Below are 20405 nucleotides of genomic sequence, written 5' to 3' on the forward strand. Positions count from 1 at the left end.
TTAAGTGTCCTTCTCTCCTCCTCCCCTATGCCTCCTACGCATCCCGGCCGCCGCATCTTTCAGATTATTGATGGCAACAAGAAAGCCGTGGGCGACGGCTTTGACGTGACCAGCCCCATGCCCGGGCCGCGCATTCGCCAGCTCAGCCCCTACCTGCTCATCGACCACACCGGCCCCATGCCGGTGGCGCCCACCGAGGCCCCGCTGGGCACCCCGCCTCACCCCCACCGCGGCTTCGAAACGGTGACGGTGGTGTACGAGGGCGCCCTGGCTCACCGCGACACGGCCGGGCACAGCGGCACCCTGGGCCCCGGCGACGTGCAGTGGATGACGGCCGGGGCGGGCCTCTTGCACGAGGAGCGCCACGAGTGGGAGTTTGCCCGCCGGGGCGGTACCCTGGAGCTGCTGCAGCTGTGGGTGAACGTGCCCAGGAAAGACAAGCTGGCCCCGCCCCGCTACCAGAACATCCGGGCCGCCGCCATTCCCGAAGTGCCCGCCTCTGAGGGCCGGGGCCGCATCCGGGTGGTGGCCGGGGCCTACGAAGGCGTTACGGGGCCCGCCGAGACGTTTTCGCCCATCACCCTGCTGGATGTGCACCTGCCCGCCGGTACCGAAACGACCATCCGCCTGCCGGCCGAGTACAACGTGGGGTTCTACGTGGTGCGCGGGCAGATCCAGCTGGCCGATGGGCGTACGGCCGGCAGCAAGCAGCTGGTGGTTTTCGGCTGGAACTCCCCCGAGGTGCCCTTCACCGCTACGGAAGACACGGTGCTGCTGGTGCTGGCCGGCGCGCCCATTGAGGAGCCCCTGGCTACCTACGGTCCCTTCGTAATGAACACCAACCAGGAGCTGGTACAGGCCATTGCCGACTTCGAAAGCGGCGGCATGGGGCAGTTCCCGGAGGAGGAGTAGCACCGGCACCCCCGTTCCCGTACCTTCGCCCCTCCTGTTTTCCTGCCCATGACGCTGACCTGGACCCATAAGCCCTTCCCTGCCCTCACCCTCCCCGAACTCTACGCCCTGCTGCAACTGCGCTCCGAAGTGTTTGTCGTAGAGCAAACCTGCGCGTTCCAGGACATTGATGGGCAAGACCAGGCCGCCTGGCACTTGCTGGGCTATACCGAGGGCGGGGAGTTGGCCGCCTACGCCCGCCTGTTCGGGCCGGGCATCAGCTACCCCGAGGCCAGCATCGGGCGGGTGGTAGTCAGCCCGAGGTTCCGGCGCTACGGCCTGGGCCGGCAACTGCTGCAGGAAGCCCTGGCCACCGTGGCCGCGCAGTTTGGGCCGCAGCCTATCCAGATCGGGGCCCAGCAGTATCTGCAGCAGTTCTACGAAGACTTCGGCTTTCGGCAGGTGGGCGAGGGCTACCTGGAAGACGGCATTCCGCACCTGCACATGGTGCGGCCCTAGCTCCCGGCGGCGCCGGCCTGTAGCCCGACAAATGTCGGTGGGGCCGTTTTTTTCTCCTTGTTTGCCCGTAGTTTTGTTTTCCGGCCGCCCCGCCCCGAGGCTTGGCTCTGCCCTGCTTCCTGCTTATGCCTACGCCCAACTTCCCGGTTGATTACCAGCAGCTGTTTCACGCCCTGCCCGACAACTTCCTGCTGATTGCCCCCGACGCCGACGCCACCATCCTCGACAACACCGACCGCCACGTGGCGGTGTCGAAGAAAAGTCGGGCGGAGGTAGTGGGCCTGCCGTTTTTTGAGGCGTGGCCGGCTACCGATGAAGCCTCGGCCAACATCATCCGCGAATCGCACGAGCACGTGCGCCAGCACCGGGAGCCGCACACCATGCCCCTGATCCGCTACGACCTGCAGCGGCCCGAAAGCCAGGGCGGCGGGCTGGAAGAGCTATATTGGGAAGCCACCCACTACCCCATCCTGGATGAGCAAGGGCAGCTGCGGTTTATTCTGCAGCGCACACAGGACGTAACGGAAAAGTACCGGGCGCAGCAGGCCGCGGAGAAAGTGCGGCGGGAGCTGGCTGAGCAGCAGGAGCGCCTGCGCTTCGTGCTGGAATCTATGCCCATTCTGGTATGGACGGCCCGGCCCGATGGCACCCGGGACTACTTCAACGCGCGCTGGCTGCAGTTTACGGGCAAAGAGCTGGGGGCCGAGCTGGACGGCCAGTGGCTGCAGGGAGTACACCCCGACGACCGGGCGCGCGTGACGCAGCGCTGGCAGGAATGCGTGCAAAGCGGCCAGCCCTACCAGGTGGAGTACCGCCTGCGCCGCCACGACGGCCAGTACCGCTGGGTGCTGATGCGCGGACTGCCCCGCCTCGATGCCCAGGGTCAGATTACCATGTGGGTGGGCGGCGGCACCGACATTCAGGACCAGAAGCAAATGGTGCAGGAGCTGCTGGATACCAACGAGCAGCAGGCCCTCCTCTCCGAACAGGCTTACCAGGCCTATCAGCTGGCCGAGCAGCAGCGCGAAACGTTCTACAACCTGTTTATGCAGACGCCCGCGCTTATCTGCATTCTGCGCGGGCCTCAGCACCGGTTCGAGTTCGTGAACCCGCCTTACCAGGCGCTGTTCCCCCACCGCCAGCTGGTCGGTCTTAAGGTCGCAGAAGCCCTGCCCGAAGTAGTGGAGCAAGGATTCATTGCCCTCCTCGACGGGGTATATACTACGGGGGAAACCTTCGTGGGAAACGAGGTGGAAATTATGCTGGACCGCGACGGCAGCGGCCGCCTGCAGCGCAGCTACCTTAACTTCACCTATCAACTATTCGAGGAAAACCACGAGAAGGCCGGTATTACGGTGTTTGCCTACGACGTAACGGCCCTGGTGGAAGCCCGTCGGGCGCTGGAAGGCCCGGCCCCCGCTGCGCAGTAGCCCGATGCCCGACCACCGTCCCACTTCCGGATTCTTCGGTATTTCGCCCCTACCTCTATGGACTTAACCAGTCTGGATTTTCAACAGGCCCGCATTAAGCAGGTGCTGTTTAAGTCGCGGCTGCGCTCGGTCCTGTATGGGGTGCGCGAAGCCGAGCCCACGCTTTTCTCCCTCCGCGACAACCCGCTGGCCCAGTGGCTCGACGCCACTATCAAGCCCACCTACGGCCTGTTGCCCGAAACCCGGGAGCTGGAGCGCGCCATCAGCCAGATGCTGGAGGTAGGGCAGGCCCTGGTGCGCCAGTACCAGCGCGGGCAGCTGGAGGAAGCCCGCGCCGGCCTTGAGCAGATTGACGACTTTGCCCTGCGCATCGAGCAGATTCTGCAAAAGCTGGAGCAGCAGGTACTCCGCCCTCACTAGCGTATCGCTGCGGCCCGCCGCGAAGCCTGGTGGCTAGCTGGGGTAGACAGGGCATTAGGGCGTTTGGTGCTAATTTCGACCCCACTCGCTCTCGTTGCTTATGCCTGATTTCTCTTTTTCCCTTCGTGCGCTGGCGGGCAGCCTCCTGCTGGCCCTACCCGCCGCGGCGCAGTCGTACCAGCCTGCCCCCGCCGTTACTACCGCCCTGGAGCAGGTAGAGCCGGCCGCTATCAAAGCCCATATTCAGTTTCTGGCCGATGACCGGCTGCAGGGCCGCCAGCCCGGCATGCCCGGCTACCAGCTGGCCGTCGACTACGTTACCCAGCAGCTGAAATCCTTCGGCGTGAAGCCCGCCGGCGACAAAGGCTCGTTTGTGCAGCGGGTGCGCCTGCGCCGGGCCGTGGTGCAGGCCGGCAATACGCTTAGCCTCCAGACAAGCGGGCAAGGAAATACGCCGCTTACCGCTGGCCAGGACTACGTTTTTTACCCCAACCCCGCCGCGCCCAGTGTGCAGGTGGAGGCCCCCCTGGCCTTTGCCGGCTACGGCATTACGGCCCCCGCCCTGCAGTACGACGACTATGCCGGCCTCGATGTGAAAGGCAAGCTGGTGGTGGTGCTGCGCGGCGCGCCCCGCTCCTTCCCCTCCACCGTAGCCGCCGCCAGCCAGGACCTGCTGCTAATCATGCAAAACGCGGCCGAGCACGGGGCGGTGGGCGTGGTGGTGGCTACTACCAACCCGAAAGCCAAAGTGTCTAACCTGCAGCGGGGCGCCTACAGCGTGTTGGATGCGCAAAGCCAGGTGGCGGCCTCCCGCACTTTCTTACCCGGCGGGGCCTTGCAGCTCGTGGCCAGCGTCAGCGCCGATGTGCTGCAAAACCTGCTGCGCACCGCGGCTACCGATACCAGCCAGGTGCTGGCCGCTTTGCGCCAAAGCCGGCCGGCGCCCGTGGCCCTGCCCGTGCGAATGCAAGCCCGCTTCGCCACCACCTACCGGGATTTCGACTCCTACAACGTGGTTGGCCAGATTCGAGGAAGTGATAAGCGCCTGCGCCGGGAGTATGTGGTGCACTCCGCCCACCTCGACCACCTGGGCGTGGCCGCCCCCGTCCAGGGCGACTCCATCTATAATGGCGCCCACGACAATGCCTCGGGGGTAGCCTCGGTGCTGGAAATTGCCCGCACCTATTCGCGGCTCAAGCAAAAACCCAAGCGCAGCATTCTGCTGGTGCTGCAAACCGGGGAGGAGCTCGGGCTTCTGGGCTCGGCCTACTTTGCTTCCCACCCCACCGTGCCCAAAGCCAGCATTGTGGCCGACGTGAACACCGATATGCCCACCATCATTGCCCCGCTGCTGTCGGTGGTGCCGCTGGGGGCTCAGCACTCGTCGCTGGCCGGGCCCGTGGCGCAGGCGGCCGGGGCGCTGGGCCTCACCGTGGAGGCCGACCCCGAGCCCGAACAAAACCGCTTTATCCGCTCCGATCAATACAGCTTCGTGATGCAGGGCATCCCGGCCCTGCACATCAAATATGGCAACCGCACCGCCGACGGGCGCAACAACCTGAGCGAACTGGTGCAGAAGTGGCGCGCGGTTACCTACCACAAACCCCAGGACGACATCAACGGCCTGTTCGACTTCGAGGCGGGCAAAAAGTACGTGCAGCTCAATTTTCTGATCGGGTACCTGGTAGCCAATGACGCGCAGCGGCCCACCTGGAATGCCAACGACTTTTTTGGGCAGCGCTTTGGCCCCAAGTAAAAGTCTGGTTTAGCACCACGGCCACTGTGCGCAAGGTCTATTCGTCTCTGGGAAAGAGCTGCTGCTTTCTTGTCTGGAAAAGCGGTTTTCCGCGCAGAGGCTCTTTTTAACAGCTTTGATTTTTTCTATTCCCGGGTAGCGGTGAGCCGGCATTGAAATGTCTGATTTTCCCACCGATTCGTGGTCGGGTTGTGCGGTGATTTGTGCAGCTTTGGCATAAGGCTTCTCCGGCCTTTCGCTACGCTGTATGACTACCAACTTCTGCCAGGCCCTGTATGAAAATCTGCTCCGGAACCCGGAGCAGGTGTACCTGGTATGGCCCCAGCCCGCTGGCCCGCCGCGGCGCTATACGGGGCAGGAGCTGCTGCAGGCAGTAGCTGGCTTTCGGCAGCAGTTGGCAGCGCGGGGCGTGCGCAGTGGTGCAGCCGTGCTGGTAGCTGTACCGGTGAGCCTCGAGCTGGTAGCCGCCCTGCTAGGGGTCATGGCGCATGGTGCCATTCCCGTGCTGCCGCCCGCCGCCGTCTCGCCCTGGCAGCTAGTGAAGCTGCTACGCCACCATCAGATCCGGACGGCCGCGGTTAGTGAGGCGGCAGCGCGTCGTTATGGCTGGCTGCTGCGGCTAGTGGGCGTGCGGGCACTACGCCCTTCTTCCGTCACAGCTAGTCTGACTTTCCTGGAGCAGCCCGTGACCGTACCGGCCGACCAAGCTGCGCTGGTGTCTCACTCCTCCGGCTCTACGGGGCAGGCCAAGGCCATCCGGCGCAGCCACTGCGTGCTCACAGCCCAGCACACGGTGCTGAAAGCGGTGTTTCCGCCCTGGCTGGGGCAACGGGATTTCCCCCTCTTTCCCAACGTGCTGCTGCACAACCTGGCCGTGGGCGCCGTGAGCATCCTGCCGGATATTCCCTGGGGGCAGCTAAGCCAGTTCCGGCCGGAGAAAGTGGTGCAGCAGTTGCAGGACGAGCAGGTTGAGACGCTTACGGGCAACGTATTCTACTTTAGAAGCCTGGGGCGCTTGCTGAGTCAGCAGCGCCAGGCGCTTCCCCACGTGAAAGCGGTGGGCATTGGCGGCTCCCCCGTGCCGGAATGGCTGCTGCAGTCCCTAAAAATCTGCTTTCCTCATGCCACCATCTACGGCATTTATGGCTCTTCAGAAGCCGAGCCCATTGCCGTGCGCGCGGCCGAAGACGCTCCCGCCAGCCCGCGGGCGGGTTACTACGTGGGCCCCGTGGTAGCGGGCCTCGACTGCCAGCTACGGCCCTGCGGGCAGTTGCTGCTGCCGGAGGGGCGCACCGTTGAAGCAGGCGAAATCCTGGTGCGCGGGGCCCACGTGGCGGCGGCAGGCTGGCTGGCCACCGGCGACTTTGGGTACTTCGATGAGCAGAACCATCTTTGGCTGACGGGCCGGCAAGGCAACGCGGAGGTGGTGCGGGGCGTGCAGCACTACCAGGTAGAGCACGTGTTGCAGCACCTGCCGGGAGTAGAGCAGGTGGCGGCCAAGCCCTACGGCCAGGGGTTTGCCGTGTACGTGCAGGGCGCGGCCACCGAAGCCGCCGTGCGCGCCGCCCTGGAAGCGGAGTTTCCGCCGGGGCTGTGCGCGCACGTTCATTTCCGGGCGCACTTGCCTATGGATAACCGTCATTTGTCGAAAGTTCGTTACGCCGCCTTACGCTAAACCTATGCACTCCGAGTTTCACCACGTCGCCCTCGACCAGATTCGCTATTCGGTGGTCTGGGAAAGCCACGCTACCCTGGAGGCAGCCCTGCAGCTGCAGCCCACCGATGAGGTGCTGGTTATTACCTCGGCGGGCTGCAATGCCCTGAACGCCCTCCTGAGCGAAGTGCGCCGCGTAACGGCCATCGACCTGAACCCGGTGCAAAATGCCCTGCTGGAGTTCAAGGTTTACCTGATCCGCCACTTCCCCCACGCAGTACTGCGCGCCCTCCTGGGACTGGACGGTCCCACGGCCGTAGCCCGCACCTGGGCCTACATAGCCCCGCAGCTACCCACCGACTTACGCCGCTACTGGGATGCCCAGTTAGCCCAGCACCCCCAGGGGCTGCTTTCGGCGGGCAAGCTGGAAATGTACCTGCATGGCTTTCTGCCTACCCTGCCGGCAAGCCTGCAGCAGCATGTGCGGGCTTTGCTCCGCTGCGCCACCGTGGAAGCCCAACGCGCCTACTTCGCCGCCCATTTGCACGGCACCGCGTTCCAAAGCCAGTTTGAGACCTACTTCGACGAAGCCAACCTGAGCCGGGGCCGCGACCCGCGCCTGTTCCGCTACGCCGAAGAATCGGGGGGGGCAGCCTTCTACCAGCGGCTGCGGCGCCAGGTAGCCACGGAGGTGCTGGCTGACAACTTCTTTTTCCGGTTTTTCTTTTTCGGGCCCGAGCACCTGCCGGAGCATATTCTGCCGATCTGCTACCAGGAAAAGAGCTTCACCCGGCTCCGGGCGCGTCTGCCTTACCTGCAGCTGCAGTCTGGCGAGGCCGTGGCCTACCTGCTGAGCCCGGCCGGCCGGGCCATTACCAAAGCCAGCCTGTCCAATATCTTCGAGTACGTGAGTCCGGTTGAATTTGCCGATGCCCTGCGGGCCCTGCGCACCCGCGGCAAGCTCCGGCTGGTGTACTGGAACCTGCTGCAAACCCAGGGCGACCCAGGCCACGGTGGCCTGCCGCTGGAAGCCAGCCCGGAGCCGGTGGCGCCCTCCCCCAATGCCTGCTTTTACCTGCCCGATGCCCGCGCCCTGGAGTTGGCGGCGGCCAGCGTGCTGGCTACGGTGGGCGGATACTCGGCCTTTACTTCGCTTTCTGCCCTATGAAAACCGCTGACTATTTTGCCCCGGCTTACCTGGAGCGGCTGCTGCGCACTACCCTGCCTTCGGCGCAGGTGCTGGCGGTAGAGCCGTTTGCCTTAGATAACTCCGCCAGCATTCTGGCTGTGCTGACGGCCGGGCAGAGCGAGCGGCCCATTGGCCATTACGGGTTGCGCGTACGGTATAGTAGCCCGGCTGGCGAGCAAACCGAAAATCTGGTATTGAAGCTCAAGCCTCCGGGGGCTGAAATATCGGCCATGCTGCAGAGCCTGGCTACGGCCTGCGGGGGCGAGCTGGGCGCGGTATATCCGGCGCACATGCTGCAGACGGGGTTTGCCAACACCCACCACCGGGAGCTGACGGTGTATGCGCAGCCGCAAGCCGGGCTGATGCCCCGGATCCGCGGTCTACACCAGGACGAGGCCACGGGGGTGTACGCCATTCTGATGGAGCACCTGGGCGAGGACCTGCAGCTGATGAACTCGGTGATGCACCCCGAGCAGTGGACCGACGCGCACCTGCGAGCGGCGCTAAGCCAGCTGGCCGAATGGCATGCCGGGCACCTGCTGCCGGCCGGCGCTCCGCCGCCCTGGGCTGATGCCCCTACCCTGGATTACATGCTGGCCCAGCGCCCTCTCTGGCAAGCCCTGCTGAATAATGCGGCTTCCCACCTGCCCGAGCTGTACCTGTCTTCCCGCACGGCCCAGCTCCAGGCCGCCCTTGATGCCCTACCCGCGTATTGGCCGGAGCTGGCAGCCGCGCCCCACACCTTGGTGCACAACGATTTAAACCCCCGCAACACCTGCTTCCGGCAAACCGACGAGGGCTTGCAGCTTTGCGCCTACGACTGGGAGCTAGCCACCTACCACGTGCCCGTGTACGACGTAGTGGAGCTGCTTTGCTTTGTGCTAACCCCGGAACGCTACGCCCAGCGCCTCGACTATCTAGAGTTCTACCGCCAGCAGCTGCACGCCCGCACCCAGCAGTTCGCCGACGCCGACCATTTCCGCCGGATTACCGGCCTGGCGGCCTTCGACTTTGGCCTGCACCGCCTGGGCATGTACCTGATGGCCCATACCGTCAGCCCCTACCCTTTCTTGCCGCGGGTGGTCGACAGCTACTTTGATACGCTCACGCAGCTGCGCCCCTGGCTGCCGGAACTGGCCTCATGCTCCTGACCGAAACCACTGGCCCAGGCACCAACGCTGTAGGCGGTAAGGCCCGCGGCCTGTACCAGCTGCGGGCTGCGGGCGTGGCAGTGCCCAACTTTGCCGTGCTGCCATCCGAAACGTTTGCCCCACTCCTTGCCCACTTGCCCACCGCTACCGACGCCGACCTGGATACACGCCAGCAGGCCCTTCGTGCGTTTCAACCAACTGACGCCGAAAGGGCGGCGCTGCAACAGGTGCTGGCGGGCTGGGGTTTTCCGGCCCGGCCCGTGGTCGTCCGTTCCTCGGTGGTAGATGAAGATGGCGCCGACAACTCGTTTGCCGGCCTGATGGATTCCTTTCTGAACCTGACCACGGAGGAAGCCGTGTGGGCGGCGGTGGCGGAGTGCGCGGCCAGTGCTTACTCGGCGCGGGCCCGGGCCTACCGGCAGCAGCGCGGCCTGCCCCCGGTGGCATTACCCGGGGTGATAGTGCAAGTGCAAGTGGCCGCCCGCACCAGCGGCGTGCTGTTCAGCACCTGGCCCGAGTACCCGCCCGAAATGGCTATCCACGCCCTCTGGGGGTTTGGGGAAGCCCTGGTGAGCGGGGCGCAGCAGCCCGATGAGTTCTACCTGCGCAAGGCCACGGGTGAAGTAAGCTACCAGCAGATTGCCGAAAAAACTCAGCAGCTCACGGCTCCCAGCACCACGTCGGGTTTGGCCGCGCAGCCGGTAGCGGCTGATGCGCAGCTAACGCCCAGCCTTCTGCCCACAGAGTTAACCCAGCTTCACGCCCTGGGCCAGCACCTGGAATCGGCTTTCGGCGCCCCGCAGGACGTGGAGTTTGTGGTAGACACTGCGGGTGCGCTTTGGGTGGTGCAGGCCCGGCCCATCACCCAGCCCATTCCAGAGCTGCTGGTGTTCGACAACTCCAACATCCAGGAAAGCTACTGCGGGGTCACCACGCCCCTGACGTTTAGCTTTGCCCGGCGGGCCTACGCCACGGTATACCGACAAACCATGCAGGCCCTGGGCGTACCACCCGCGGAAGTGGCCGCCCACGAGCCCGTCGTGACGCAGCTGCTGGCGCTGGTGCAGGGACGCATCTACTACAACATCAACAACTGGTACCGCGGCCTGCTGTTGTTGCCTTCCTTTCAGCAGAACAAGGCCGATATGGAGCGCATGATGGGGCTAGAGGAACCAGTGGATTTTGTGCAGCCCCCGCGCCGCAGTCGGCTGGAGCAACTGCGCAGCGCCCCGCGCCAAGCGGCCAACCTGCTGCGCCTGCTGGCCGCTTTTGCTGGCCTGCGCCGTGGAGTACCGAAGTTCCAGACGCAGTTTGCCGCGGCCTACCAGCGTTTCTACTCCCTGCCCCTTGCCCAGCTTAGCCAGGCGGAGCTGCTGGCCGAGAAAACCCGCTTGGACACGGAGCTGCTAGCCCACTGGACCACGCCCATCATCAACGATTTTCGGGTGATGATGTATAACGGGCGGGCTCTGCGCGGCCTACGGGCCGCGGGCGTAGCTCAGCCCGAAGAGCTGTTGCGCCGCTACCTGGCCACCGACCAGCAGCTGGCCAGCGTGCAGCCCGTGCATCGCTTGCTGAAGCTGGCCGCTGAGGCCCGCACCTTCCCCGGCCTGGCCGAGCTGGTGCGGACCTGGCCCGCAACCATAGCGGAGGAAGTAGCCCAACGTTACCCGGCGTTTCACCTTGCCGTGCAGGACTTTATTGCGGAGTATGGCGACCGGACGGTTGGGGAGCTTAAGCTGGAAACAACGACCATGCGCACGGCCCCAACCATTTTCTACCAGTATCTGCGGAACCTGCTGATGGGGCCCGATAAGACCAACGCATTGGAGCCCGCTGAAGGGGACGCTGTAACCGGGGCTGCTACGGCGGAAATAGCGGGGCTACTCCGGCAGCGCGGAGGCCTGCAGGGGTGGGCCCTAACACGCACCCTAGGGCGCCTGCAGGATGCCATTCGGCAGCGGGAGGCACTGCGACTGGAGCGGACCCGCCTGTTTGGGATGTACCGCAGCCTGTACCGGGCTGCCGGCCGCCAGCTGGCCGCGCAAGGCCGCCTGAGCCGTGCCGAAGACGTATTCTACCTGACTGAGGATGAGCTGACCGCCGCGCTTGGGGCACCGGTCGGTTTATCCTCCCCTGCTCTTCCGCTGCCATCCGTGCCTGCTACTATCTGGCTGAGTTCCCCAACGGCTACTTCCCCCGATTTGCGGGTGGTGGTAGCAGCGCGGCAACAGGAGTTTGCCGCCTACGAACAGGCCGAAGTACCGACCCGCGTAACAGTGCCTGCCTCGCCTCACCGGATGGCCCCACCCCTGGCCGCTACGGATGGCTTGTTGCAAGGCACGGGCTGCTTTCCCGGCATTGTAGAAGGCGAAGTACTGGTAGTGCGGCGCCCCGAAGACGACCTCAGCGTAGCGGGCAAGATTGTGTGCGCCCTCCGCACCGACCCCGGCTGGGCCACCTTGTTTCCCGCCTGCAAGGCCGTAGTTATTGAGAAGGGTTCCTCCCTTTCGCACTCCGTCATTATTCTGCGGGAGCTGGGCATTCCCACCATCATCAACGTGCCTGGCCTGACGCGGCAGCTGCAAAGCGGGCAGCGCGTGGTGCTCGACGGGCAAGCTGGCACCCTGCGAATACAACCCAGGCCGGCGGGCTGAAGCCGTTGTTTCGGGTTTGTTCCTGACTTTCAACCAGCAACCCGAAACAGCAGCTTCGGTAGCTACGGCATATCAGCAGTTACTTAGGGCACCGGCGGCACCGTGTTGCGTCGCTCCGGCGTGTTCTCAGCGTTTACCTGTAATAGCCTCTGGCAAAAGCTTTTTTGGATAGCCCGAAGAGGCCCCGGTGGCGGGGGATACACTTTTACAGACTAGCGCAAAAGTGTATCCCCCCAGCCGGGTACACTTTCACGCCTACCTGGAAAAGTGTGCCCGGCCGGGGGGATACATTTTTTCAGACCGACAAAAAATGTACCCCCAGCCAATACAGCCGTCCAACTAACCGCCGTGTTTTGTCTGACGCCTGCGCGGCCGACGCGTGATCATCACCCCCACTTGCACCCTTGCTTATGTTGTATTGCTTGCCTTATGACCACCAGCTCCCCGAGTCGTTCTGGCAGATTCCGGCGCGGGTGTATGCCCCTGAAGCCGCCGCACCCCGGGAGTCGCCGGAAGTGCTGGCGGCCGTGGTAGCCGAGGAAGCAGGACGCCATACCATACAGGTGTACACCGACCACGCCTCCGTGCGCCTGCTGGGCATTTTCCCCGACGACGGCCCGGATGCCTTTTTCGGCCTCTGGGAAACCCTGCCCGATGCGGCGCTCAACCAGCAGGCATTTGCCCAGCTGGCGGCCGAGGCCAAGCGGCGCGGCTACCGCCGGCTGGTGGGGCCGCTGTGCTTTACCACCTTTCACCGCTACCGCCTGCGGTTAGGCGCGGCGCCCTCGTGGGGGCAGTTTGATGCGGAACCCGTAAACCCCGCCTACTATGCCGGGCTGCTGACGGATTCGGGCTTTACGCCCACGCTGACGTTCGAAAGCCGCCTGCTGCAGCCCGCAGTAGTACCGACGGTGTACGACAACAAAGCCGCCCTGCTGGCTCAGCTTCAGCAGGTGCCATTTGAGTTTTTGCCCCTGACGCCGGACGTTTGGCAGGAACACGAAGCGGCTATTTTTGAGTTGGTCCAAGCCATTTACGGGGCCAATCCGGCCTACCGGCCGGTGTCGGCGGCGCAGTTTAAGCTGCTCTACAACCGCACCTATGCCGAGAAGCTGTGCCCGCATACCTCGGTGCTACTGCGCGAGCGAAGCACGGGGAAGCTGGTGGCCCAGAGCTTCTGCAACCCCAACTATGCCCCCCTGAACCTGCCCGCTACTGAGCCGGCTACCTTCCAGCGGCACTACCCGCTCCTGCCACACCGCACGCTGCTGGCCAAAACCGTGGGCGTGCACCCCGACTACCGCCAGCAGGGCCTGATGTCTTACCTGGGTGCCTACGGGATGGTGTCGTTCCGGGAGTACTACGACGACATCATCTTTTGCCTGATGCGCACCGACAACTTTTCCCGCCACTTCACCGACGGCTTCCCCTACGAAACGGCCCACTACGCGCTGTATGCGCGGGAGCTGTGAGGCTTGTCGTTCGGGAAGTAAGACCGTCATGCTGAGTGGAGTCGAAGCATCTCTACCGCTTCGTCCGCATCATCCAACGAAGCGGTAGAGATGCTTCGACAAGCTCAGCATGACGGACATTTTATCTTTTTCTTTCCGTTACTTCACCATCTTGCCCTCATGAATCTACCAGCTTTCGGGGCGTATCTGCGGCAGCGGTTTCCGCCCGTAAACATGGCGCTGTTTGCCATCTTGTTTGGCACCGTGTACAGCGTGGCGGCGGCTTTGCAGGCCGGGCCGGCGGCTCAGCGGGCCTGGGGCTGGCCAGAGTGGCTGGGCGTGGCGGCCACCATCAGCTTCTTTTTCCGGCTGCGGGTGTTCGATGAAATAAAGGACTACGCCACCGACCTGGAGCACCACCCCGAGCGGGTGCTCCAGCAGGGCCGTGTGACGCTAGGGCAGCTGCAGGCCGTAGCCGCCTTGGGTACGCTGCTGGAAGTGGCGTGGTCGGTGGGTATGGGCTGGCGGGCCGTGGTGGGCTGGGCGCTGGCCGTGGGCTATAGCCTGCTGATGCGTTACGAGTTCTTTGTGCCCACCTACCTGCGGCCCCGGCTCGTGCTCTACGCCCTCACCCACATCCTGGTGATGCCCCTGCTCATTGGCTGGCTGTGGGCAGCCTACGCGGCCCCGCCTTTACTCACGCCGCCACTGGGGCTGCTGGCCTTATTGAGTGTGTTTGGGGGCCTGTCCTTTGAAATAGCCCGCAAAATCAGAGTGCCGGCCGATGAACGCCCCGGGCTTGACTCCTACTCCCGCGCTCTGGGCTACGGCGGCGCCGTGGCGGCGGTGCTGCTGGTGCTGCTGGCCGGGGTGCTTACGCAGGGCGTGCTGCTGCAGCGGCTGGAAGCCCGCGCCTGGCCCTTCTGGCTGGTAGCCGTGCTCTACGCCGCTACGGCGGCAGCCTACGGCTGGAGCTTGCGCCGCCCCTCGGCCCGGGCCCTCAAGCTGGCCGAGCTGCTGACCTCCCTGTTCATGCTCAGCAGCTACGTGTCCATCATTGCGGAAATAGCGCGACGGTGGTAGCTGAGGTCAGTGAGCAGCACGCAAACACCACTAACGCGTCCTGCTGAGCTTGTCGAAGCATCTCTACCGCTTCGTCCGCATCATCCAACGAAGCGGTAGAGATGCTTCGACTCCGCTCAGCATGACCGTCTGTTACTCAACTTTCACATTGATGATTGATTTCCTCTACCGTTTCCGTTTCTGGCTGCTGACCCTGGTAGCTGGGCTGGTGGTGGTACTTACTCCCGGCGTACGCACGGCCGTGCAGATCGACAACAGCCTTTCGGTGTGGTTTCTGGAAGGTGACCCAGCCCTGCGCGCCTACCGCGACTACCAGGCCCGCTTCGGCAACGATGAGGTAGTGACGCTGGTGGTGCACGACTCCGCCGGTTTGCTGCGGACGCCCTACCTAGGCAGCCTGTCCGCCCTGAGCCAGGAGCTGGCCGCCCTGCCCGACGTAGCCGCCGTGCTGGGGCCGGGCACGACTACCATTGCCGGGCGGGGCCTGATGGCGGGGGCGCATCCGCTCCTTTCCGCCCAAACCAGCGAGGCCAAGGTGCGCCAGGACCTTAGCCGCCTGCCCACGCTTCGGGAGCAGCTGTTCTCGCCCGATTTCCAGACCACCCGCCTGCTCATCGAGCTGAAAACCAGCCCTACGTTCGATGCCCGCCGCGCAGATATTCTGGCGAAGATTCGAGGGGTGGCGGCCCGGCACCTGCCCCCGGGGCACTACTGGCTGGGGGGCGTGGGCGTGCTCTACGCGGGCCTGAACGCGCTGTCGGAGCAGGACTTTGGGCGGTTTCTGGGGCTGGGCTACGGGCTAATGTTCCTGGCTTTGCTACTGCTTTACCGCAACCTGCGCCTGCTGCTGTACGTGGGGGGCATTGTGGGGCTGGCTACCTACCTCACCCTCGGAGTGTACGGGGCTATGGGCTACCGCCTCAACCTGATGACGGTGCTGCTGCCCATGGTTCTGATTCTGCTGGGCATTATGGATGCCCTGCACATCATTAATGAGCGCAACCTCGTGCTCACCGAGCCCGGCCAGACGCCCCACTCGGCGGCCCTGACGGCCCTACGCCACACGCTGGCGCCCTGCCTGGCCACTATGCTCACCACGGCGGCTGGCTTTCTGGCCCTGGTTTCCAGCCCCATGGCCATTCTGCGCACGTTTGGGGGCTTTGCGGCCTTGGGCATTGTGCTGTGCTTGTTTTTCACGTTTCTGCTGGGCGTCCTGCTCTTGCCCGGCTACCAGGGTCGCCCGCGTGCCACCATGCAGGCGGCCGGCGGGTTGGCCCGGCTCTATACCTGGGTTGATGCCCACCCGCGCCAGCTCACGGCCCTGGCATTGGTGCTCACGGTGGCGGCCGCCTTTGGAGCGCTGCGGCTGCGGGCCGACACCTACACGTTGGGCTATTTCCCCGACGACCACGCTGTCGTGCGGGACCACCAGGCCATGCAGCGCACTTGGGGCGCCTACATGCCCCTGGAGCTGCTGGTGGAGCCCCGCCCCGGCCACACCCTGCACGATGCCGCCGTGGTACAGGCGGCAGCGGCTTTTGCAGACTCGGCCCGTACCTTGGCGGGCGTGGGCCGGGTGGCAGGCTTCCATACACTCTACCTTGCCGGCCTGGAAACGGTAGTGCCCGCCAGCCGGGCACGGGCGGCCCTGGGCAGCCAAAGCCTGCTCAACCGTGTGCACGCCCGCCTTGTCCCCGACTACCCCCAGCTCACCCGGCAGTTCATTGACGAAGCCTCGGGTACGGGCCGCATTACGGTGGCCGGCCCTATGCTCTCGGCGCGGGAGCTCACGGCGAAATCGGAGGTGCTGCTGCGCATGGCGCGCCACACGCTGGGGCCCGTGGCCACGGTGCGGGCGGCCGGCTACCAGCCACTCTACGCCCGCATCGTCGACTATGTGACCCGCTCCCAAGCCAGTAGCCTGGGTTGGTCGGCGGTGGTGATATTCGGGCTGGTATGGTGGTTTGTGGGCAGCTTCCGGCTGGCTTTGCTCACGCTGGCGCCCAACCTGCTGCCGGTGCTCTTGCTACTGGGCCTCATGGGCTGGGCCGGCATTGCCCTCGATACGGCTACGGCCAGCATTGCCGCCATTGTGCTCAGCCTCTGCACCGACGATACCGTTCATTTCGTGCATCACTACCAGCAGCTGCGCCGCCAGAACCTAGCGCCGGCGGCGGCTCGCTTTGCCACCATCACCCATGTGGGCCCTACCATTCTGCTATCCAGCGGGGTGCTCTTCGTGGGCTACTTGGCCATGACGCTGGCTTCGCTGAAAACGGTGATGCTGTTTGGGCTGCTCACAGCCGTAAGCATTGCCGCTGCCTTCTACGCCGAGCTGCTGGTGTTTCCGCTGCTGCTGGCCCGGTTTGACCGGGAGAAACCGGCGGTGGAAGCTGTGAAGTAGCCGAACCTTGCTTCAACGAGCAAAAAAATGCCTCTGCCTCCCGACGAATCCGGGAAGCAGAGGCAGTGTAGAAGAGACTATACGTCCCTATTTCTTCAGGACAATGTAGCCGTAGGGCAGCAGGGAAACCGTGCTTTCCAGCGTCCGGGAGCCGCCTTGCAGGGCATCGGTCCAGGTGGTGTTGGCTAGGGCTGCCGGCAGCGTGTACTGCACGGTTGTGTTACGCACGTTCACCAGCACCAGCGCTTGTTCGTTGCCTTCGGTTTTGGTGAAGGCGCACACATCGGCGCTGCTGTAGGCAGTAGGCGTGCCGTGGCGGAGGGCGGCGCTGGCGGCGCGGGTGCGTAGCAGCTGCTTATAGGCCTTGGTCACGTCGGGGCGGGTGTCCCAGGTCACGTTCACCGACGTGAAGGGAAATGGAATAGCCGTGCTCATCCCCGATTCCTGGCCGTTGTAGATCATGGGCACTCCTTTGTAGCAGGACGCAATGACGAAGGCCGACATGGCCCCCGCATCCCCACCAAACAGGGCCACGGGCGTGCCATCGGAGCCGTTCACGTCGTGGTTGGTGGTGTAGCGCACCACTTGCTGGGTGCCGGTGGCCTTCTGGTATTCCGACGCGTTGAGCTGGTCAAACCGGGTGGCTGGCTGCCCCCGGCGGTATACGTCCCAGAGGCCGCCGTAGAAGCTGAAGCCAAAGTTCATATCGAAGCCGACCGTGAAGTTATCGGCCCGGGTGCCCTCGGCCAGCAGCAGCAGCTTATGGGATTTAATGTTGCGCAGGGTATCCGTGGCTTGCTTCCAGAAGTCCACGGACTGGAAGTCGGCGTAGTCAAAGCGGTAGCCATCCACGTTGGCCTTGTACACCCACGATTTCATGGCCGCAATCATCTCCAGGCGCATGGGCTGGCTGGCGAAGTTGAGCTGGGCAACATCGTTGTAGGTGACGCCATTGTTGGAGGGGGATACAATGGTGCCCGCCGCATTCTGCAAATACCAGTCGGGGTGGGCCGTAATCCAGGCATGATCCCAGCTGGTGTGGTTGGCTACCCAGTCCAGCATCACGGCCAGACCACGGGCGTGGGCCGCGTCTACCAAAGTGCGCAGGTCGTCCAGGCTACCAAATTCCGGGTTCACGGCCGTGTAGTCGCGCACGGCGTAGGGCGAGTTCACGCCCCGCAGCTGACCTATCGGGTAAATCGGCATCAAATACACCACGTTTACCCCCAGGGCCTTGATGGAGTCCAGGCGGGCCGTGACGCCGGCAAAGTTCCCGGCCTGGCTGAAGGCGCGCATGTTCACCTGGTACAGCACGGCATCCTGGCGGTCGGGCACGGCCGCGAACGGGGTGCCGTACTGGGTGGGCTTTTCCGTAGCGGGCGGCGGGTCAACGGGGGCCGGCGCTACCGGCGACTCGGGCTTGCAGCCAACCAGCAGGCTGGCCGCCGTCAGGCAGGCGAGGCTATACTTGAGCGCGGTGTTGAAAAAGGACATACGATACAAATGAGTTTGTGAAGACTTGGGAAAGGCGGCGGTCAGCTACCATCGGGCAACCTGCTGAACGCCTGGGTGGCGGCCGATAGTTCGTCGCTGAGCGTCATGCAGAGCGGAACCTGGAATGACGTTGATCAACGGCTGACAGGTTTGATGCTCACAGCCGCACCACCCCCGGCCGCCAACTGCAGCTTCAGGGTTGACTTGCTGTCCACTTTCTGCTTGCGAATCTGGTAGCTCATGGGATTTTTGTCCCAGCTGGCATCTTTCCCGTCGGCGTAGATGGTCGCCTCGTAGCGCTGGCCGGGCGTCAGGAAATCCAGCTTCAGGGTTTGGGCGCGGGCGTTTTCGTCGGTGATAGCGCCTACGTACCACTCTTCCTTACCCTTGGCTTTGCGGGCCGTGGTGATATAGTCGCCGGGCTCGGCGGCCAGGATGCGCGTATCGTCCCAGTCGACGGCTACGTCTTTGATGAACTGGAAGGCATCGGGGCGCTTTTCGTAGGCTTCGGGCAGGTCGGCGGCCATCTGCAGGGGCGAGTACAGGGTCACGTACAAGGCCAGCTGCTTGGCCAGGGTGGTGTGCACCTGGCGGCCTTTGTTCTGGGCTGGGTTCCAGTCTTCCAGCTTGATCTGGAAAATGCCGGGCGTGTAGTCCATGGGGCCGCCCATGAGGCGGGTGAAGGGCAGAATGGTTTCGTGCTCGGGCGGGTTGCCGGTGCTCCAGGCGTTAAACTCGTTGCCTCGGGCGGCTTCCGAAGCCAGCCAGTTGGGGTAGGTGCGGTGCAAGCCCGTGGGGCGCACCGACTCGTGCATGTCTACCATAATCTGCCGCTGGGCCATGTTCTCGGCGGTGCGGTTGAAATGGTTAACCATCCACTGCCCGTCGTGGTGCTCCCCGCGCGGGATGATGCGGCCCACATAGCCGGTTTTCACGGCGTCGTAGCCGTGCTCCTTCATAAAGGTCAGAGCCCGGTCCTGGCGCCGCTCATAGTTGGTCACGGAGCCCGAGGTTTCGTGGTGCATGATGAGCTTCACGCCCTTGCCGGTGGCGTACTGCTGCAGCTCCGCCACGTTGAAATCGGGATAAGGCGTCACGAAGTCGAATACCTCTTCCTTCCAGTTGTTGGCCCAGTCTTCCCAGCCCACGTTCCAGCCTTCCACCAATACGCCCTCAATCCCGTTTTTGGCGGCAAAGTCGATGTAGCGCTTCACGTTGGCGGTGTTGGCGCCGTGGCGGCCGTTGGGCTTCAGAGCGTTCCAGTCGGTGGAGGCCAGCTTGAGGTTGCCGGTATCGGAGTAGTTCCAGCTGGCCTTGTTCACGTGCATCTCCCACCACACGCCCACAAACTTCTGGGGCTTAATCCAGCTGGTTTCGGTGAGGGTGGTGGGCTCGTTTAGATTCAGGATGAGCTTGGAGGCCAGCACGGCCGGGGCATTGTCGGCCACTACCACGGTGCGCCAGGGCGTGTGCTCGGGCGCCTGCAGGTAAGCCGCCGCCCCAGTGGCCGAGGGCACCAACTGGCTGGTGAGGCCGAAGGTTTTGGTGTCCACGTTCAGCATCAGGGCCGGGTAGTTCACCAGCGCGGCCTCGTGGATGTTCACGTAGAGCCCGTCGTCGGACTTGAGCATGAGTGGGGTCTGCACCCGGTTCGGCGCCGATTTTTCCTGAATCGGGGTAATGTCCGCGCTGTTGACTTCGCTTAGCTTCGAGGTGGTGTAAGTGTATTCGTTGGAGTCGTAGTCGCCGGGAATCCAGAACGCCTTGTGGTTGCCGGTTAGGTTGAACTCCGTTTTCTCTCCCTGCACCGTGAAATAGGTGAGGTCTTTTTGCCGGGGTACTTCGTAGCGGAAGCCCACGCCGTCGGCAAATACGCGGAAGACGATATCCAGCTGCCGGCCGGGGGCCTGGGCCTGCCGCAGGTGCACCGTGAGCTGCTGGTAGTGGTTGCGGATGCTTTTCACCTCGCCCCACACGGGCTGCCAGGTCTCATCTGCGTCCTTTACCTCACTGCCGATGAGCTGCAGCTGACCATCGAAGCCCGGCGTGCCGGCCAGCTCCAGGCCCAGGCGGGAAGGCGTAATCACGGCCCGTTGTCCGTAGGAAACCGTGTACGTGGGCTGCCCCGCGGGGCTGAGCGCAAAGGTTAAACTCACCTTATCGAGGCGGGCCGTGAGTGGGGCAGCCGTAGGTTGAGCGGCCCCCCGGAGGCCGGCCGTAAGCAAACAAAGAAGCAGTACTTTTCGCATGATCTAAACAAGAATTCCGACCGCGTGGGTTGTGTAAAGCCCACCCACGCCCGGAAT

14 protein-coding genes are annotated in these 20405 nt (G+C 64.1%); 12 read left to right on the forward strand and 2 right to left on the reverse strand.

The window, feature by feature from the left end:
• Nucleotides 1-27 precede the first annotated feature (27 nt).
• From FY528_RS15215 to FY528_RS15270, 12 genes are all read left to right on the forward strand, one after another.
• Nucleotides 28-912, forward strand: coding sequence for a pirin family protein (locus FY528_RS15215; RefSeq protein ID WP_149071889.1), 885 nt, complete (start codon nt 28-30; stop codon nt 910-912).
• A gap of 48 nt (nt 913-960) precedes the next feature.
• The gene (locus tag FY528_RS15220; protein ID WP_187632139.1) at nt 961-1410 is read left to right on the forward strand and encodes a GNAT family N-acetyltransferase; all 450 of its coding nucleotides are present in this window, start codon (nt 961-963) and stop codon (nt 1408-1410) included.
• Nucleotides 1411-1535: 125 nt separating this feature from the next.
• A complete protein-coding gene (locus FY528_RS15225; protein WP_149071891.1) occupies nt 1536-2840 on the forward strand; it encodes a PAS domain-containing protein in 1305 nt (434 codons plus the stop codon).
• A 57-nt stretch (nt 2841-2897) separates the two neighbouring features.
• On the forward strand, nt 2898-3260 hold the full coding sequence (locus FY528_RS15230) for a hypothetical protein (RefSeq protein ID WP_149071892.1): 363 nt from the start codon (nt 2898-2900) through the stop codon (nt 3258-3260).
• A gap of 100 nt (nt 3261-3360) precedes the next feature.
• The gene (locus FY528_RS15235; RefSeq protein WP_149071893.1) at nt 3361-5016 is read left to right on the forward strand and encodes a M28 family peptidase; all 1656 of its coding nucleotides are present in this window, start codon (nt 3361-3363) and stop codon (nt 5014-5016) included.
• A gap of 247 nt (nt 5017-5263) precedes the next feature.
• Entirely contained in the window at nt 5264-6691 is a 1428-nt protein-coding gene (locus FY528_RS15240) for an AMP-binding protein (RefSeq protein ID WP_149071894.1), read from the forward strand.
• 4 nt (nt 6692-6695) lie between these two features.
• Nucleotides 6696-7838: a DUF3419 family protein gene (locus tag FY528_RS15245; RefSeq protein WP_149071895.1), complete on the forward strand. Its 1143-nt coding sequence runs from the start codon at nt 6696-6698 to the stop codon at nt 7836-7838.
• Nucleotides 7835-9010: an aminoglycoside phosphotransferase family protein gene (locus FY528_RS15250; protein WP_149071896.1), complete on the forward strand. Its 1176-nt coding sequence runs from the start codon at nt 7835-7837 to the stop codon at nt 9008-9010. The genes FY528_RS15245 and FY528_RS15250 overlap by 4 nt, the downstream gene beginning before the upstream one ends.
• The gene (locus FY528_RS15255; protein ID WP_149071897.1) at nt 9001-11667 is read left to right on the forward strand and encodes a PEP/pyruvate-binding domain-containing protein; all 2667 of its coding nucleotides are present in this window, start codon (nt 9001-9003) and stop codon (nt 11665-11667) included. The genes FY528_RS15250 and FY528_RS15255 overlap by 10 nt, the downstream gene beginning before the upstream one ends.
• Before the next feature lie 410 nt (nt 11668-12077).
• Nucleotides 12078-13139: a hypothetical protein gene (locus FY528_RS15260; RefSeq protein WP_149071898.1), complete on the forward strand. Its 1062-nt coding sequence runs from the start codon at nt 12078-12080 to the stop codon at nt 13137-13139.
• A gap of 159 nt (nt 13140-13298) precedes the next feature.
• Nucleotides 13299-14201 carry a UbiA prenyltransferase family protein gene (locus tag FY528_RS15265; RefSeq protein ID WP_149071899.1) on the forward strand — a complete coding sequence of 301 codons (903 nt, stop codon included), beginning with the start codon at nt 13299-13301 and terminating at the stop codon, nt 14199-14201.
• Nucleotides 14202-14352: 151 nt separating this feature from the next.
• Complete coding sequence (locus tag FY528_RS15270) at nt 14353-16605, forward strand: efflux RND transporter permease subunit (RefSeq protein ID WP_187632140.1); 2253 nt, start codon at nt 14353-14355, stop codon at nt 16603-16605.
• Between the two features lie 87 nt (nt 16606-16692).
• Here the strand turns inward: FY528_RS15270 and FY528_RS15275 are convergent, their stop codons facing one another.
• Nucleotides 16693-18099 (reverse strand): alpha-amylase family glycosyl hydrolase, encoded by a 1407-nt coding sequence (locus FY528_RS15275; RefSeq protein ID WP_149071901.1) that lies wholly within the window; start codon nt 18097-18099, stop codon nt 16693-16695.
• A 134-nt stretch (nt 18100-18233) separates the two neighbouring features.
• Nucleotides 18234-20348: a glycoside hydrolase family 97 protein gene (locus FY528_RS15280; protein WP_149071902.1), complete on the reverse strand. Its 2115-nt coding sequence runs from the start codon at nt 20346-20348 to the stop codon at nt 18234-18236.
• Nucleotides 20349-20405 lie beyond the last annotated feature (57 nt).

The organism is Hymenobacter lutimineralis, assembly GCF_008271285.1.
Lineage (GTDB): Bacteria > Bacteroidota > Bacteroidia > Cytophagales > Hymenobacteraceae > Hymenobacter > Hymenobacter lutimineralis.